This window comes from Agrococcus pavilionensis RW1 (assembly GCF_000400485.1).
Taxonomy (GTDB): Bacteria; Actinomycetota; Actinomycetes; order Actinomycetales; family Microbacteriaceae; genus Agrococcus; species Agrococcus pavilionensis.
In genome coordinates this window covers 1-15,180 of record NZ_ASHR01000007.1, presented here as the reverse complement: position 1 = coordinate 15,180, position 15,180 = coordinate 1, and the positions used below count along the sequence as shown (strand labels likewise).

The window sequence follows — 15,180 nt, the reverse complement described above, 5'->3', positions numbered from 1 at the left end:
CGCCCTCGTCGCAGGGTCAGAGCGACGCGATGAGGAGCACCGCCGCGACGAGCGCGACGAGGCCGCCGGCGATCGTGCCGAGCAGCGCCGGCCAGACGTGCTTCGCGCGTCCGCGCGCGTGCCGCCGGATGCCGACGAGGCCGACGCCGACCGCCGCGAGCGCCACGATGAGCGACACGAGGTCGCCCACCATCGGCAGCGCGAGGCATGCGAGCGCGATGATGCCGAGCGCGAGCGCGCTCTCGCCAGAGGCGTCGTGCCCCGGATGCTCCTCGCTCAGCGCTGCACGTCCTGCACGTGGTGCTCGAGATCGTGCAGGGCGTACACGAGCAGCGTCTCGACCGTGAACGACGAGCCGTTGGAGCGCGTGCCGGCGCGGTCCCACGCGTCGGAGGGCACCGCATCCGCCGCGTTCGCGAGCTCCGCTGCCGCCAGGTCGAGCTCGACCGCGACGTGCTCGGGCTCCTGGCTCGCGTAGTCGCCGTCGATCGCGGCCTGATCCTGGTCCCAGTTCGCGAACTCCGGGCCGTCCTCGGTGAGCATCTGGTCGAGCCGCGAGCGCATCACCGTGCAGACGTCGCGCACGTGCGCCGCGTACTCGAGCGGCGACCACGTCGAGTCGTCGGGCCGCTCGGTCACCGCGTCGCCGTGCAGCCGCGCGTGCATCGCGGCCGCGGCGTCGCGGATGCGCGGGCCGAGCTCGCCGCGCTCGGCGAGCGCGGGGTCGAAGCCGCACTCGGGGCACCGCTCGCGCAGCACCCAGGTCCAGTCCTTCGTGTCGGGCTCGATCGGCATGGTCCCACTGTGGCACGCCGATGCCGCGGCGCGGCGGATCATCCCGAGGGATGACGATCCGTCGACCTCGGGCGGACGCGGCGGATGCGCGCCGATTCCTACCGTCGGAGCATGGAGATCTTCGACCTGCTGTTCGTCGCCGCCGACCTCGCGCTCGCCGCCCTCGCGATCGCCGCCGCCACGATCCTCGCGGTCGGCGGCGCCGTCATCGTGACGGCGTGGGGCGCCGGCGAGCTCGTGCGCCGCACGCGGCGCCACTGACGCGACCGCACGCATGTTGCGGGGCCTCGAGCCGCCCCGTAAGGTATTCCTGAACGATCGGTCACTAATTCACGACCGCATCCGGTGTCACGACGACGGAGTCAGGAGCCCCCAGTGCCCGAGGCCTTCCTCATCGGCGGAGCACGCACCCCGGTCGGCCGCTACGGCGGCGCGCTCGCGGACGTGCGGCCCGACGACCTCGCGGCGCTCGTCGTCGCCGAGGCGATCGCGCGCGCCGACATCCCCGCCCACGCGATCGACGAGGTCATCCTCGGTGCCGCGAACCAGGCCGGCGAGGACAACCGCAACGTCGCGCGCATGTCGGTGCTGCTCGCGGGCCTGCCCGACGACATCCCGGGCATCACCGTCAACCGCCTGTGCGCATCCGGCATGTCGGCCGTCATCATGGCCTCGCAGATGGTGAAGGCGGGCGACGCCGACATCGTCGTCGCGGGCGGCGTCGAGTCGATGACCCGCGCCCCGTGGGTGCAGGCGAAGCCCGAGCGCGCATGGGCGAAGCCCGGCGAGGCGTACGACACGTCGATCGGCTGGCGCTTCCCCAACCCCAAGCTCGTCGCGCGCGACAAGGCGACGTTCGCGATGCCCGAGACGGCCGAGGAGGTCGCCCGCGTCGACGGCATCACGCGCGAGGAGGCCGACGAGTTCGCGCTCCGCTCGCAGCAGCGCGCGATCGCGGCGATCGACGAGGGCCGCTTCGAGGCCGAGATCGTCGCGGTGCCGACGCGCGGCGGCGAAGTCTCCGTGGACGAGCAGCCGCGCCGCGACACGAGCCTCGAGCGGCTCGCGGCCCTCAAGCCCGTCGTGGGCGGCGGCTCGGTCGTCACCGCAGGCAACAGCTCGTCGCTCAACGACGGCGCCTCGGCGATCGTGGTCGCGAGCGAGGCCGCGGTGGAGCGCTTCGGCCTCGCGCCCCGCGCGCGCATCGTGGGCGGTGCGAGCGCCGGCATCGCCCCCGAGATCATGGGCCTCGGCCCCGTGCCCGCGACCGAGAAGCTGCTCGCGCGCACGGGCTACTCGGTCGACGACATCGGCGCGATCGAGCTCAACGAGGCGTTCGCGACCCAGTCGATCGGCACCATCCGCCGGCTCGGCCTCGACGACGCCATCGTCAACGCCGACGGCGGTGCGATCGCGCTCGGCCACCCGCTCGGCTCCTCCGGCTCGCGCCTCATCGTGACGCTGCTCGGCCGCATGGAGCGCGAGCAGGCCGAGATCGGCCTCGCGACGATGTGCGTGGGCGTCGGCCAGGGCACCGCGATCCTGCTGGAGCGCGCGTGAGCGGCGCCGCGACTCGAGCCATCTTCAACCGGGCAGCCGGTTGGGCGAGCCGATATGCGTCGCGCCCCACCGGCTATCCGGTTGAAGATCCCTCGGTCGAGGGGGTGCGGCGATGAGCGAGTCGCTGCGCGTCGAGGACCGCGGCGCCTTCGTGCTCGCGACCCTCGACCGGCCCGAGAAGCGCAACGCGATCGACCAGGACCTCGTGGATGTCCTCCACGCGCTGTGCGCGCGGCTCGAGGTCGAGCGCCGCACGCTCGTCATCGCCGGCTCCGGCGGCACGTTCGCGGCGGGCGCCGACATCGCGCAGCTGCGCGAGCGGCGCGCGACCGACGCCCTCAAGGGCATCAACACCCGCTGCTTCCAGCGCATCCGGGCCCTGCCGATGCCGGTCATCGCCGTGCTCGACGGCTACGCGCTCGGCGGCGGCGCCGAGCTGGCCTACGCCGCCGACATCCGCATCGGCACCCCGAGCCTCAAGATCGGCAACCCCGAGACCGGCCTCGGCATCATCGCCGCGGCGGGCGCGACCTGGCGGCTCAAGGAGATCGTGGGCGACGCGCTCGCGAGCGAGATGCTGCTCACCGGCCGCATCCTCGGCGCCGACGAGGCGCTCGCCGCAGGGCTCGTGAGCACCATCGTCGAGTCGCACGCGGCGCTCGAGCACGCCGCGACGATCGCCGATCGCATCGCGACGCTCGACCCGGCCGCGACGCAGGCGACGAAGCGCGCCCTGCTCGCGCCCGCGAGCGCGCACCCCGAGATCGAGCTCGCCGAGCAGGCGGTGCTCTTCGAGAGCCCCGAGAAGCAGCGGCGCATGACCGAGTTCCTCGAGCGCCGCGGCGCGAGGCGAGCGACGGAGGAGTCCCGATGACCGATGTGACCGAGGCCGTCGCCCCTGACGGGCGACCGGGGCCCGACGACACCGACGCGCAGGTGGGCGCGGGCGCCCCCGAGCGCGTCGGCGTGCTCGGCGGCGGGCGCATGGGCGCGGGCATCGCGCACGCCTTCGTGCTCGCGGGCAGCGACGTCATCGTCGTCGAGCGCGACCCCGCCGCCGCGAGCGCCGCCCAGGACCGCGTCGCCCAGAGCCTCCGCAAGAGCGTCGAGCGCGGCTGGGCAGAGCCGCTCGACGAGCTCGAGGGGCGCTTGCGCGTCGCGGTCGAGGCGAGCGCGTTCGTCGACTGCGACCTCGTGATCGAGGCGGTGCCCGAGGACGAGGCACTGAAGGCGGATGCGCTCGCGCGCGTCGAGGCGGTCCTGTCGCCTAGCGCCTCGCTCGCGAGCAACACGTCGTCGATCTCGATCGACCGCCTCGCGGCGGCGCTGTCGCGCCCCGAGCGGTTCCTCGGGCTCCACTTCTTCAACCCGGTGCCTGCGTCCGCCCTCGTCGAGATCGTGCTCGGCGAGCGCACCGACCCGGCGCTCGCGAACGACGCCCGCGCGTGGGTCGAGGCGATCGGGAAGACGCCCGTGACGGTGCACGACGCGCCGGGCTTCGCGTCGAGCCGGCTCGGCGTCGCGATCGGGCTCGAGGCGATCCGCATGGTCGAGGAGGGCGTCGCGAGCCCGGGCGACATCGACCTCGCGATGGAGCTCGGCTACAAGCACCCCGTGGGGCCGCTGCGCACGACCGACATCGTCGGGCTCGACGTGCGCCTCGGCATCGCCGAGCAGCTGCACCGCGAGCTCGGCGAGCGCTTCGCGCCGCCGCAGCTGCTGCGCGACATGGTCGCCGAGGGCCGGCTCGGCAAGAAGAGCGGCCGCGGCTTCTACGACTGGACCTGACCCCCGCTGGTCGAGCAGCCGCCGCAAGCGGCGCATCGAGACCACCCGCGACAACCGAACACACTGCACTCCGTCTCGATGCGGCCCTTCCGGCCTACTCGACGAACGGGGAGGAGAGGATCGACGATGACCGACACGATGACCCGCACCCGACTGCTGCCGAGCTACGTGCAGGACGCCTGGTGGGAGCCCGCGAGCGACGAGGGCGCCGCTGTCGTGCGCGACGCCTCGACCGGCGAGGAGGTCGCGCGCGTCTCGACCACCGGGCTCGACCTACCGGGCGCGCTCGAGCACGCCCGCACCGTCGGCCAGCACTCGCTCGCGCCGCTCACGTTCCACGAGCGCGCGATCCTGCTCAAGCAGATGGCGCTCGCGCTCACCGAGCGCAAGAGCGAGCTCTACGAGCTCTCGAGCCGCACGGGCGCGACGAAGCACGACTCCTGGGTCGACATCGACGGCGGCATCGGCGTGCTCTTCACCTACTCGTCGAAGGGCCGCCGCGAGATGCCGCAGTCGACGATCTACCTCGACGGCCCGGTCGAGCAGCTCTCGAAGGACGGCTCCTTCCTCGCCCGCCACATCTGCACGACCCTGCCGGGCGTCGCGGTGCAGATCAACGCGTTCAACTTCCCCGTCTGGGGGCCGCTCGAGAAGCTCGCGCCCGCGTTCCTCGCCGGCATGCCGACGCTCATCAAGCCCGCGACCCCGACCGGCTACGTCACTGAGCACATGGTGCGGATCCTCGTCGAGTCGGGGCTCCTCCCCGCCGGCGCGATCCAGCTCGTCTCGGGCTCGGCGCGCGACCTGCTCGACCACCTCCGGCTCGGCGACACCGTGAGCTTCACCGGCTCGGCGGCGACGGCCGCGAGCCTGCGGCTGCACGACGCCGTGCAGACGGGCGGCGTGCGCTTCACGGTCGAGACCGACTCGATCAACGCATCCGTGCTCGGCCCCGACGCCGAGCCCGGCACCCCCGAGTTCGACGCCTTCGTGCGCGGCCTCGTGAGCGAGATGACGTCGAAGGCGGGCCAGAAGTGCACGGCGATCCGCCGCGCGCTCGTGCCGTCGGGCATGACGGATGCGGTGGCCGAGGCCGTGCGCGAGCGGATCGTCGCGAAGGTGGTCGTCGGCGACCCGCGCGCCGAGGGCGTCACGATGGGCCCGCTCGCCTCGCTCGAGCAGCGCGACGAGGTGCTCGGGCAGGTCATGAAGCTGCGCGAGGGCGGCGGCCAGATCGTCGTCGGCGGCGACGCGGGCGAGGTGCGCCTCGCCGACGGCTCGATGGGCCTCGCCGAGGGCGGCGCGTTCGTCGCGCCGACGCTGCTCGCGTTCCGCGACGCCGAGGCCGATGCGCTGCACGACACCGAGGCGTTCGGCCCGGTCTCGTCGCTCGTCGAGTACAGCTCGCCCGAGCAGGCCGCCGAGATCGTCGCGCGCGGCGGCGGCTCGCTCGTCACCTCCGTCGCCTCGCACGACCCGGTGTTCGTGGCAGAGCTCACCCGCCGCATCGCGCCGCACAACGGCCGCGTGCTGCTGCTCGACCGCGACGACATGCGCGCCTCGACCGGGCACGGCTCGCCGCTGCCGATGCTCGTGCACGGCGGTCCCGGCCGCGCGGGCGGCGGCGAGGAGCTCGGCGGCATCCGCTCGGTGCTCCACTACATGCAGCGCACCGCGATCCAGGGCTCGCCGACGATGCTCACGGCGCTCACGGGCGTCTGGCACCAGGGGGCTCCGGCCTCGACCGAGGCGCCGCATCCGTTCCGGAAGTCGCTCGCCGAGCTCAAGGTCGGCGACCAGGTCGTCTCGGAGCGGCGCGAGATCTCGCTCGACGACATCGAGCACTTCGCCGAGTTCACGGGCGACAAGTTCTACGCGCACATGGACCAGGCGGCGGCCGAGGCGAACCCGTTCTTCCCCGGCCGGGTCGCGCACGGCTACCTGCTGCTGTCGTTCGCGGCGGGCCTGTTCGTCGAGCCGGCGCCGGGCCCCGTGCTCGCGAACACGGGCCTCGACAACCTGCGCTTCATGACGCCCGTCTCCCCCGGCGACTCGCTGCGCGTGACGCTCACGGCGAAGCAGATCACGCCGCGCGAGACCGACCCGTACGGCGAGGTGCGATGGGATGCGGTGCTCACGAACCAGGACGACGAGGTCGTCGCGCAGTACGACCTGCTCACCTACGTCGCCAAGACGCAGGAGGACGCCTCGAACCCGCCGGTCGCCTCAGCCTGATCGGCCGCCGACGCGGCGAGCGCCCCAGCACCTCGCGTGCTGGGGCGCTCTGCGCGTGGTGGCTACTCGGCGGGCAGCACGAGCTGCTGGCCGGCCATGATGAGGTCGGGGTCCGTCAGCGCGTCCTGGTTGACGGCGAAGATGCCGAGCCAGCCGCTCTCGACGCCCTGCGCCTCGGCGATCTCGAAGAGCGTGTCGCCCGGCACGACCTCGTAGGTCTCGTCGCCCGGCTGCACGTCGGGCAGCTGCAGGGCGGCGGGAGCCGCCTGCGCGGGAGCGGGCTGCTCGGCAGGCGCCTGCTGCGCCGGCGCCGCCTGAGCCTGCTGCTGGGCAGGCTGCGCCTGCTGCGCGGGCTGCGGGGCAGCCGCTCGCGGCTCGGCCGCCCCGCTCGCGCCGATGCGCGCCGAGCACGTCGGCCACGCGCCCCAGCCCTGGCCGGCGAGCGTGTTCTCGGCGACGCGGATCTGCTCCGCGCGCGACGCGTCGGCCGGGTTGCCCGTGCCGCCGTAGGCCTGCCAGGTCGAGAGCGAGAACTGCAGGCCGCCGTAGTAGCCGTTGCCCGTGTCGATCGACCAGTTGCCGCCCGACTCGCACTGCGCGAGGGCGTCCCAGGTGGAGTCGGGTGCCGCGTTCGCCGCGGTGGGCACGAGGACGGCGCCCGCGACGGTCGCGATGCCGGTGGCGACGATCCCGCCGATGGCGCGCTTCGAACGGCGCGCGCGAGTGGTGGTGTGCTGCTTGGTCACGATGAACTCCGCGGTCCCGTCTGGCGGCGCTCAGCGCGCGCGACCGCCCGACCGGTGCAATTGGATTCGATGGCGCGAGGGCTCTCGGGGCGGACACGACGGCTGCCCTTCGCGGTTCGTCGGTCGACACTACGCGAAGATCACGGTTTGGTAACGAATTCCGCTGACTGCGAACGCCGGTGCTCGAGCTCGCGTCGCCGTGCCGGGCCCGGCGTGGACAGGCGATACATTCACCGAGCGGTGAGTGCCGCGAAGAAGTTATCGCGCAACGCTACAGCGACGCCGGGTCGCGCAAGCCCGTCCGCACGAGCTCGAGCACCGAGTCGGCGAGCTGCTCGGGCGTGATCGAGCCGCCGGGGCGGTACCACTCGACGATCGAGTTGACCATGCCGAACGTGAGCCGCTCGGCGATGCGCGGGTCCATGTCGGCGCGCAGCGTGCCCTCGTCGCGCGAGAGCTCGAAGAGCGCGCGCAGCTTGCGGTCGAACTCGCGCCGCCGGCGCATCGCCTCGAGCTCGATCGGGGTGTTGCCGCGCAGTCGCAGCAGCAGCGTCACGAACGGCATCTGCTCGCACAGCACGAGCACCGCGCCGCGCACGACGTGACGGATGCGGCTGACGACCGGCCCCGTCGTCGCCTCCGGCGACTCGAAGACCGCCTCGAGCGCGTCGAGGGCGCGGCCGAGCGCGACCTCGAGCATCTGCTCCTTCGACGCGAAGTGGTGGTAGATCGCCGACTTCGACAGCCCGAGCTTCTCGGCGATCGAGCCGAGCGAGGCGGCGTCGTAGCCGCGCTCGTTGAAGACCTCGACGACGACCTCGAGCATCGAGTCGCGGTCGTAGCCGGGGCGGCCGCGGCGGGCGGGCTCGGTGGCGGTGGTCATCTCACCAGTCTTCCAGCCCGAACCGGACAGGGTCTCGGTACGCGAGCGGGCTGCGCCCGCCCGCTACTCGACCTTGCGCGCTGCGGGCTCACGGCGGTGAGCCCTACGCGCGCAAGTCGTAGACGCGCTTGTACTTGCCCTCCGAGCGAGGCAGCGAGCCGGCCGGCACGACCTCGACGCCGACCGAGGTGCCGATGTGCTCCTTCACGCGCTCGCGCAGGATCGCCGCGGCGGCCTTCGACGCCTCCTCGCCGACATCGGGCATGCACTCGATCTTCACCGTGAGCGCATCCATGCGCCCGGCCTTCGTCAGCTCGAGCACGAAGTGCGGCGTGAGGTGCTCGATCGCGAGCACGATCTCCTCGATCTGCGTCGGGAAGAGGTTGACGCCGCGCAGGATGATCATGTCGTCGTTGCGGCCGGTGATCTTCTCGATGCGGCGCATCGTCGGCGACGCCGAGCCGGGCAGCAGCCGCGTGAGGTCGCGCGTGCGGTAGCGGATGACGGGGAACGCCGTCTTCGTGAGCGACGTGAAGACGAGCTCGCCCATCTCGCCGTCGGCGACCGGCTCGGCCGTCTCGGCGTCGATGATCTCGGGCAGGAAGTGGTCCTCCCAGATCGTCGGGCCGTCCTTCGTCGAGGCGAACTCGCTGCCGACGCCCGGCCCCATGACCTCCGAGAGGCCGTAGATGTCGACCGCGACGATCCCCATCCGCCGCTCGAGCTCGAGCCGCATCTCGTTCGTCCACGGCTCGGCGCCGCAGATCGCGACCTTGAGCGTCGTCTCGCGAGGGTCGAGCCCGGCCTCCTCGAACGCATCCGCGATCGTCAGCAGGTAGGACGGCGTGCACATGATCGCGTCGGGCTCGAAGTCGCGGATGAGCTGCACCTGGCGCGCCGTCTGCCCGCCAGAGACGGGGATGACGGTGCAGCCGAGTCGCTCGATGCCCGAGTGGGCGCCGAGGCCGCCGGTGAAGAGGCCGTAGCCGTAGGCGTTGTGCACCTTCCAGCCCGGCTGCACGCCCGCGGCGCGCAGGCTCCGCGCGACGACCTCGGCCCAGTTGCCGAGGTCGTCCTGCGTGTAGCCGACGACCGTCGGGCGCCCGGTCGTTCCGGAGGAGGCGTGGATGCGCACCACCTGCTCCATCGGCACCGCGAACATGCCGAAGGGATAGGCCTGCCGCAGGTCCTCCTTCGTCGTGAAGGGCAGCTTCGACAGGTCGTCGAGCGAGCGGATGTCGTCAGGGCTGACCCCGGCGTCGTCGAGCTTCGCGCGGTAGGTCGGCACGTTGTCGTACGCGTGGCGCACGGTCTGCTGCAGCCGCTCGAGCTGCAGGGCGCGCAACTCGTCGAGCGAGAGGCGCTCGCCGGCGTCGCGGAGGTCGGCGGATGCGGTGGTCTGGTCGAGCATCGTTGCTCCTGTTCGTTCCTCGGACATCGAGTAGGCCCGAAGGGCCGTATCGAGATGATCAGGGGGTCTGGTCTCGATGCACCGGCCTGCGGCCGGCTGCTCGACCAGCGGGTCGGGTGGGCGGGGGTGGGGTCAGGCGGGGCCGCCGGCGCCCGCGGGCGTCGAGGGCGCGGGGCGGGAGGTGCCGAACGAGCGGCCGCGGAACTCGGCGACCGTCTCGCCCGTCTCGTCGACGATCGACACGTCGTAGAGGCCGTTGCGGCCCGAGCGCCAGCGGCGCTCGGCGGTCGCGGTGAGGGTCTGGCCCGCGTGCGTCGCCTTCGCGAAGGTGATGTCGGCGCCGGAGGCGACCGTCACCGTGGCGTCCTCGTTGCACGCGTAGGCGAACGCGGTGTCGGCGAGGGTGAAGACGAGCCCGCCGTGGGTGATGCCGAAGCCGTTCACCATCGCCTCGGTGATCTCCATCGTGAGCACGGCGCGGCCGCGCTCGAGCTCGGCGATCTCGATGCCGAAGGCCTCCTTGGCGCGATCGGTCTCGGCCATGATCGTGGCGAGCCACGTCTCGTCCCGCGTGATCTCGGGGTTCCGCGTCTCCAGCATGCGCGCTCCATTGCGTCGTCCGGCGAGGTCCGGCGCACCCGTTGCAGGTCCGCCGCACCCGAGTCTATACTTACTGAACGTTCGGTCACTAATTCGGATCGAGCCGGCCGGGAACGAACCGACGAGACGGAGTCGACGATGACGCTCACCGCACCCGACGCATCCGCCCTGCACCCCGACGACGACGTCGCGGAGCTGCAGGCCCGCTTCGACGCGATCATCGAGGCCGACCAGCGCATCGAGCCGCGCGACTGGATGCCCGAGGCGTACCGCAAGACGCTCATCCGGCAGATCTCGCAGCACGCGCACTCCGAGATCATCGGCATGCAGCCCGAGGGCAACTGGATCTCGCGCGCGCCGAGCCTCAAGCGCAAGGCGATCCTGATGGCGAAGGTGCAGGACGAGGCTGGGCACGGGCTCTACCTCTACTCCGCCGCGCAGACGCTCGGCATCAGCCGCGACGAGATGACCGAGCAGCTCATCACCTCGCGCGCCCGCTACTCGTCGATCTTCAACTACCCGACGCCGACGTGGGCCGACATGGGCGCGATCGGCTGGCTCGTCGACGGCGCCGCGATCTGCAACCAGGTGCCGCTGTGCCGCGCCTCGTACGGCCCCTACGGCCGCGCGATGGTGCGCATCTGCAAGGAGGAGTCGTTCCACCAGCGGCAGGGCTTCGAGATCCTGCTCGAGCTGAGCCAGGGCACCCCCGAGCAGCACGAGATGGCCCAGGACGCGGTGAACCGCTGGTACTGGCCCTCGCTCATGATGTTCGGCCCGCCCGACGACGAGTCGCCCAACTCGGCGCAGTCGATGGCGTGGAAGATCAAGCGCTTCTCGAACGACGAGCTGCGCCAGCGCTTCGTCGGCATGCTCGTGCCGCAGGCCGAGGTGCTCGGGCTCACACTGCCCGACCCGAACCTCCGCTGGAACGACGAGACGGGCCAGTGGGACATGTCGGAGATCGACTGGACCGAGTTCAACGAGGTGCTCGCGGGCCGCGGGCCGGCGAATGCGCAGCGCATCCAGCACCGCCGCGAGGCGCACGAGCAGGGCGCCTGGGTGCGCGAGGCCGCCGCGGCATACGCCGAGAAGCAGGCGGCGAAGCAGCGCCAGGCCGCCTGACCCCTTTCCCTTGCTCGAGCAGCCGGCCGCAGGCCGGCGCATCGAGACCACCCCGACTGACAGAGGAGACGACGATGTCCACCCCCGGAGACGTGGCAGGCGAGGGCTGGCCGCTGTACGAGGTGTTCGTGCGCGCCAACCGAGGCCTGAGCCACGTGCACGTCGGCTCGCTGCACGCGCCCGACGACGAGATGGCGCTGCGCAACGCGCGCGACCTCTACACGCGCCGCAACGAGGGCGTGTCGGTGTGGGTCGTGCGCTCGAGCGCGATCACGACGAGCGATCCCGACCTGAAGGGCGCGTTCTTCGAGAGCCCTGCGGGCAAGAACTACCGCCACGCGAAGTACTACGAGAAGAGCGCGGAGGTGCCGCACCTGTGAACGCCCAGCTCAACGACGCGGAGCTCGCCGAGTCCGCGAAGGCGGCCCAGCCCGCTCCCGCGACGACCAAGCGCGACGCCGCGTCGATCGCGGCGCTGCACGAGGCGGAGGCCGCCGACGTGCACGTCTCGGTCGACGACGTCGACCTCGCGGCCGAGCTGACGGGGGCGGATGCGTCCACGATGGCGAGCCCGGACGTCGCGGAGTACGCGATGCGGCTCGGCGACGACGCGCTCATCCTCTCGCAGCGGCTCGGCTGGTGGATCTCGCGCGCGCCCGAGCTCGAGGAGGACATGGCGCTCGGCAACATCGCGCTCGACCTGCTCGGGCACGCCCGCAGCCTCCTGCACTACGCCGGCACCGCGACCGGTCGCTCCGAGGACGACCTCGCCTACTGGCGCGACGAGCACGAGTTCCGCTGCGCGTGGCTCTTCGAGCAGCCGAACGGCGACTTCGCGCACACGATCGCGCGCGGGCTCATCGCCGCGATCTACATGCAGGAGCTCTACACCGCGCTGTCGGCGTCGACGGATGCGTCGCTCGCGGCGATCGCGGCGAAGTCGGTCAAGGAGGTCGCCTACCACCGCGACCACGCCGTGCAGTGGACCCTGCGCCTCGCGGGCGGCACCGAGGAGTCCCGCGCGCGGATGCTCGTCGCCCTCACCGACACGTGGCCCTACATCGACGAGCTCTTCCGCGACGACGAGCTGCACGAGCGGCTCGGCGACGCCGCGCCGCTCCCCTCGAGCCTGCGCGCGGGATTCGACGAGATCTGGTCCGCCGTGCTTGCCGAGGCTGAGATCGCGGAGGCCGACTTCGTGAACCCGAAGATCGGGCAGTCCTCCGGCGGCGGCCGCTTCGGCAACCACTCGACGCACCTCGGCCCGCTGCTCGCTGAGATGCAGGTGCTCGCGCGCCGCCACCCGGGAGCGACGTGGTGACGATGGCTCCCTCCCCCGCTCATCGAGTAGGCCCGCAGGGCCGCATCGAGATGCCCGCGCCCGATCTCGATACGCCGGCCTCCGGCCGGCTACTCGATCACCGAGTGGAAGAGGCGCGCCGCGTCGCGGCCGCCGTCGTCGACCCCGAGGTGCCGGTCCTCACGATCGACGACCTCGGCGTGCTCCGCGAGGTGCGGCTCGAGGGTGGCACGATCGTCGTGACGCTCACGCCCACCTACTCCGGCTGCCCCGCGATCGACCAGATGCGCGACGACGTGCTGCTCGCGCTCACGGCGGAGGGCTTCGACGACGTGCGCGTCGACTTCACGCTCTCCCCCGCGTGGACGACGGATTGGATGAGCGAGGCCGGCAAGGCGAAGCTCGAGGAGTACGGCATCGCCCCGCCGACGCACCGCGCGGGCGAGCGCTCCGGCCCGATCCCGCTCTCGCTCGGCGTGAAGTGCCCCCGCTGCGGGAGCCTGCGCACCCGGGAGGTGTCGCGCTTCGGCTCGACCGCGTGCAAGAGCCACTTCGAGTGCCTCGCGTGCCTCGAGCCCTTCGACCACTTCAAGGTGCACTGACGTGGCGGCGATCAACCTGGGCTCGACGGGGCTCGGCTCGTCGACCTCGCGCAAGCGCGCCCGCTTCCACGAGCTCGAGGTCGCCGAGGTGCGGCCGCTCACCGCCGACTCGGTCGAGGTGACGTTCGCGGTGCCCGAGGCGCTGCACGACGACTTCGGCTACGTCGCCGGCCAGCACCTCGCGCTGCGGAAGACGATCGACGGGCAGGAGCTGCGCCGCTCCTACTCGATCTGCCGACCGCCGACCCCCGGCTCGATCGCGGTCGCGATCAAGCGCGACCTCGGCGGCCGCTTCTCGACGTGGGCGAACAGCGAGCTGCGGCCCGGCGACCGCATCGACGTGATGGTGCCGCAGGGCACCTTCACCTCGGCGCTCGAGCGGGTCGACGGCGCGCACGTCGTCGGCATCGCGGCCGGCTCGGGCATCACCCCGATGATGGCGCTCGCGCACGAGGTGCTCGCGCGCTCCGAGACGTCGACGTTCTCGCTCGTGTACTCCAACCGCTCGACCCTCGACGTCATGTTCATCGAGGAGCTCGCCGACCTCAAGGACCGCTACCCCGCGCGGCTCGCGCTCCACCACGTGCTCTCGCGCGAGCAGCGCGCGGCGCCGCTCATGTCGGGCCGCATCGACCAGGAGCGGCTCGAGCGCATCCTGACCGACCTCATCCGACCCGAGAGCGTCGACGAGTGGTTCCTGTGCGGGCCGTTCGAGCTCGTGCAGCTGTGCCGCGACGTGCTCGAGGCGAAGGGGGTCGATGCGGCGCACGTGCGCTTCGAGCTGTTCACGACCGGTCGCCCGGACGACGCCGGCGGCGACCGCGGCCGGCCCGTGCAGGTCGAGGCGGGCGAGCAGACGTGGACGCTCGACTTCACGCTCGACGGGCAGTCGACGCAAGTGGAGAGCCCGATCGCGGCGCGCGAGTCGATCCTCAACGCGGCGCTGCGCGTGCGACCCGACGTGCCGTTCGCGTGCGCGGGCGGCGTGTGCGGCACGTGCCGCGCGAAGGTCGTCTCGGGCAGCGTGCACATGACGGAGAACTACGCGCTCGAACCGGACGAGCTCGAGCGCGGCTACGTGCTCACGTGCCAGTCGCATCCGCAGCGCGATACCGCCCGCGTCGTGGTCGACTACGACGTCTGAGCCTCCCCCGCTGGTCGAGTAGCGTCCGGAGGACGCGCATCGAGACCCCTGCCCCTCCCCCGCTGGTCGAGTAGCGTCCGGAGGACGCGCATCGAGACCCCGCCGACACGTCTCGATACGGCCCTCCGGGCCTACTCGACGACCGAAGACCGGACGAAGGAGTCCCCATGATCGAGCTGACCATCGCCGACGGCATCGCCGAGGTGGTGCTGAACGCGCCCGCGAAGCGCAACGCCCTCGACCCATCCGCGCTCTCGGAGCTCTCGGATGCGTACGCCGAGGCCGAGCGCGCGGGCGTGCGAGCGCTCGTCCTCCGCGGCGAGGGGAAGGTCTTCTGCGCCGGCCGCGACATCTCGGGCGTCGACCCGCGCACCGACGACGTGACGGGGTTCCTGCACGAGCAGGTGCAGCCGCTGCTACAGCGGATGTCGGCGTTCCCCGCTCCGACGTTCGCGGCGGCGCACGGCGCCGCGCTCGGCGTGGGCCTCGGCCTGCTGGTCGCGACGGACGTCGTCTACGTCGCCGAGTCGACGAAGATCGGCAGTCCCTTCGCAGCCCTCGGCGCGACGCTCGACTCGGGGGGCCACGCGCTCTTCTTCGAGCGGCTCGGCGCGCACCGCACGCTCGACCTCATCTACTCGGGCCGACTCATGACGGGGGCCGAGGCGGTCGCCGCGGGTCTCTTCTCGCAGGTCTTCCCCGACGACGCCGTGCTCGAGGCGACACGCGCGGCCGCGCGCCACGCGGCGCAGGGCCCGACCCTCGCCTACATCGCCTCGAAGGAGCTCATCCGGGGTCTGCGCGACGAGCGGCTGGGCCTGTGGCAATCGATGGGCGGCGAGAGCGCGGCGCAAGCGGCGCTCGCGCAGACCGCCGACTACCGCGAGGGCTTCGCGGCGTTCCAGCAGAAGCGCACGCCGACGTTCACCGGCCGCGACTGAGGCGCAGACCGGCCGAACGTTCCGCGAGGTGCCTCACTGAGAAGTGAGCG

The 15,180-nt window shown here is 72.3% G+C and carries 17 protein-coding genes; 11 read left to right on the top strand and 6 right to left on the bottom strand.

Annotated features, from left to right (window positions below; all coding sequences use genetic code 11):
* Positions 1 to 16: 16 nt before the first annotated feature.
* Together L332_RS30275 and L332_RS17770 are read right to left on the bottom strand one after the other, a co-directional pair.
* The gene (locus L332_RS30275; protein WP_021009584.1) at positions 17 to 193 is read right to left on the bottom strand and encodes a hypothetical protein; all 177 of its coding nucleotides are present in this window, start codon (positions 191 to 193) and stop codon (positions 17 to 19) included.
* Positions 194 to 276: 83 nt separating this feature from the next.
* Positions 277 to 795 carry a DinB family protein gene (locus L332_RS17770; protein WP_021064868.1) on the bottom strand — a complete coding sequence of 173 codons (519 nt, stop codon included), beginning with the start codon at positions 793 to 795 and terminating at the stop codon, positions 277 to 279.
* 111 nt (positions 796 to 906) lie between these two features.
* Between L332_RS17770 and L332_RS30270 the strand changes: the two genes are divergently transcribed.
* The 5 genes from L332_RS30270 (at position 907) to paaZ (ending at position 6,378) form a co-directional block, all read left to right on the top strand.
* Positions 907 to 1,056 (top strand): hypothetical protein, encoded by a 150-nt coding sequence (locus L332_RS30270; RefSeq protein ID WP_021009582.1) that lies wholly within the window; start codon positions 907 to 909, stop codon positions 1,054 to 1,056.
* A 114-nt stretch (positions 1,057 to 1,170) separates the two neighbouring features.
* Positions 1,171 to 2,355, top strand: coding sequence for a thiolase family protein (locus L332_RS17765; RefSeq protein WP_021009581.1), 1,185 nt, complete (start codon positions 1,171 to 1,173; stop codon positions 2,353 to 2,355).
* 112 nt (positions 2,356 to 2,467) lie between these two features.
* Positions 2,468 to 3,229: an enoyl-CoA hydratase/isomerase family protein gene (locus L332_RS17760; protein WP_021009580.1), complete on the top strand. Its 762-nt coding sequence runs from the start codon at positions 2,468 to 2,470 to the stop codon at positions 3,227 to 3,229.
* Positions 3,226 to 4,143, top strand: a complete 918-nt coding sequence (locus L332_RS17755) for a 3-hydroxyacyl-CoA dehydrogenase family protein (protein ID WP_021009579.1) — start codon at positions 3,226 to 3,228, stop codon at positions 4,141 to 4,143. The genes L332_RS17760 and L332_RS17755 overlap by 4 nt, the downstream gene beginning before the upstream one ends.
* A gap of 126 nt (positions 4,144 to 4,269) precedes the next feature.
* The gene (gene paaZ, locus L332_RS17750; protein WP_021009578.1) at positions 4,270 to 6,378 is read left to right on the top strand and encodes a phenylacetic acid degradation bifunctional protein PaaZ; all 2,109 of its coding nucleotides are present in this window, start codon (positions 4,270 to 4,272) and stop codon (positions 6,376 to 6,378) included.
* Between the two features lie 62 nt (positions 6,379 to 6,440).
* On the opposite strand, the gene L332_RS30930 is transcribed toward paaZ, so the two are convergent.
* The 4 genes from L332_RS30930 to paaI form a co-directional block, all read right to left on the bottom strand.
* Positions 6,441 to 7,124, bottom strand: coding sequence for a LysM peptidoglycan-binding domain-containing protein (locus L332_RS30930; protein WP_021009577.1), 684 nt, complete (start codon positions 7,122 to 7,124; stop codon positions 6,441 to 6,443).
* A gap of 271 nt (positions 7,125 to 7,395) precedes the next feature.
* Complete coding sequence (locus tag L332_RS17740) at positions 7,396 to 8,007, bottom strand: TetR/AcrR family transcriptional regulator (RefSeq protein WP_021009576.1); 612 nt, start codon at positions 8,005 to 8,007, stop codon at positions 7,396 to 7,398.
* Between the two features lie 103 nt (positions 8,008 to 8,110).
* On the bottom strand, positions 8,111 to 9,418 hold the full coding sequence (paaK, locus tag L332_RS17735; RefSeq protein WP_021009575.1) for a phenylacetate--CoA ligase PaaK: 1,308 nt from the start codon (positions 9,416 to 9,418) through the stop codon (positions 8,111 to 8,113).
* A 132-nt stretch (positions 9,419 to 9,550) separates the two neighbouring features.
* Positions 9,551 to 10,018, bottom strand: a complete 468-nt coding sequence (gene paaI / locus L332_RS17730; protein WP_021009574.1) for a hydroxyphenylacetyl-CoA thioesterase PaaI — start codon at positions 10,016 to 10,018, stop codon at positions 9,551 to 9,553.
* A gap of 138 nt (positions 10,019 to 10,156) precedes the next feature.
* Between paaI and paaA the strand changes: the two genes are divergently transcribed.
* From paaA to L332_RS17700, 6 genes are all read left to right on the top strand, one after another.
* The gene (paaA, locus tag L332_RS17725) at positions 10,157 to 11,143 is read left to right on the top strand and encodes a 1,2-phenylacetyl-CoA epoxidase subunit PaaA (RefSeq protein WP_021009573.1); all 987 of its coding nucleotides are present in this window, start codon (positions 10,157 to 10,159) and stop codon (positions 11,141 to 11,143) included.
* A 74-nt stretch (positions 11,144 to 11,217) separates the two neighbouring features.
* Positions 11,218 to 11,523 (top strand): 1,2-phenylacetyl-CoA epoxidase subunit PaaB, encoded by a 306-nt coding sequence (gene paaB, locus L332_RS17720; RefSeq protein ID WP_031223242.1) that lies wholly within the window; start codon positions 11,218 to 11,220, stop codon positions 11,521 to 11,523.
* Positions 11,524 to 11,609: 86 nt separating this feature from the next.
* A complete protein-coding gene (gene paaC, locus L332_RS17715; RefSeq protein WP_052588582.1) occupies positions 11,610 to 12,464 on the top strand; it encodes a 1,2-phenylacetyl-CoA epoxidase subunit PaaC in 855 nt (284 codons plus the stop codon).
* Between the two features lie 50 nt (positions 12,465 to 12,514).
* The gene (gene paaD, locus L332_RS17710; protein ID WP_052588579.1) at positions 12,515 to 13,045 is read left to right on the top strand and encodes a 1,2-phenylacetyl-CoA epoxidase subunit PaaD; all 531 of its coding nucleotides are present in this window, start codon (positions 12,515 to 12,517) and stop codon (positions 13,043 to 13,045) included.
* A gap of 1 nt (position 13,046) precedes the next feature.
* Positions 13,047 to 14,189, top strand: a complete 1,143-nt coding sequence (paaE, locus tag L332_RS17705) for a 1,2-phenylacetyl-CoA epoxidase subunit PaaE (RefSeq protein WP_021009569.1) — start codon at positions 13,047 to 13,049, stop codon at positions 14,187 to 14,189.
* Positions 14,190 to 14,356: 167 nt separating this feature from the next.
* Positions 14,357 to 15,130: an enoyl-CoA hydratase/isomerase family protein gene (locus L332_RS17700; RefSeq protein ID WP_021009568.1), complete on the top strand. Its 774-nt coding sequence runs from the start codon at positions 14,357 to 14,359 to the stop codon at positions 15,128 to 15,130.
* Positions 15,131 to 15,180 lie beyond the last annotated feature (50 nt).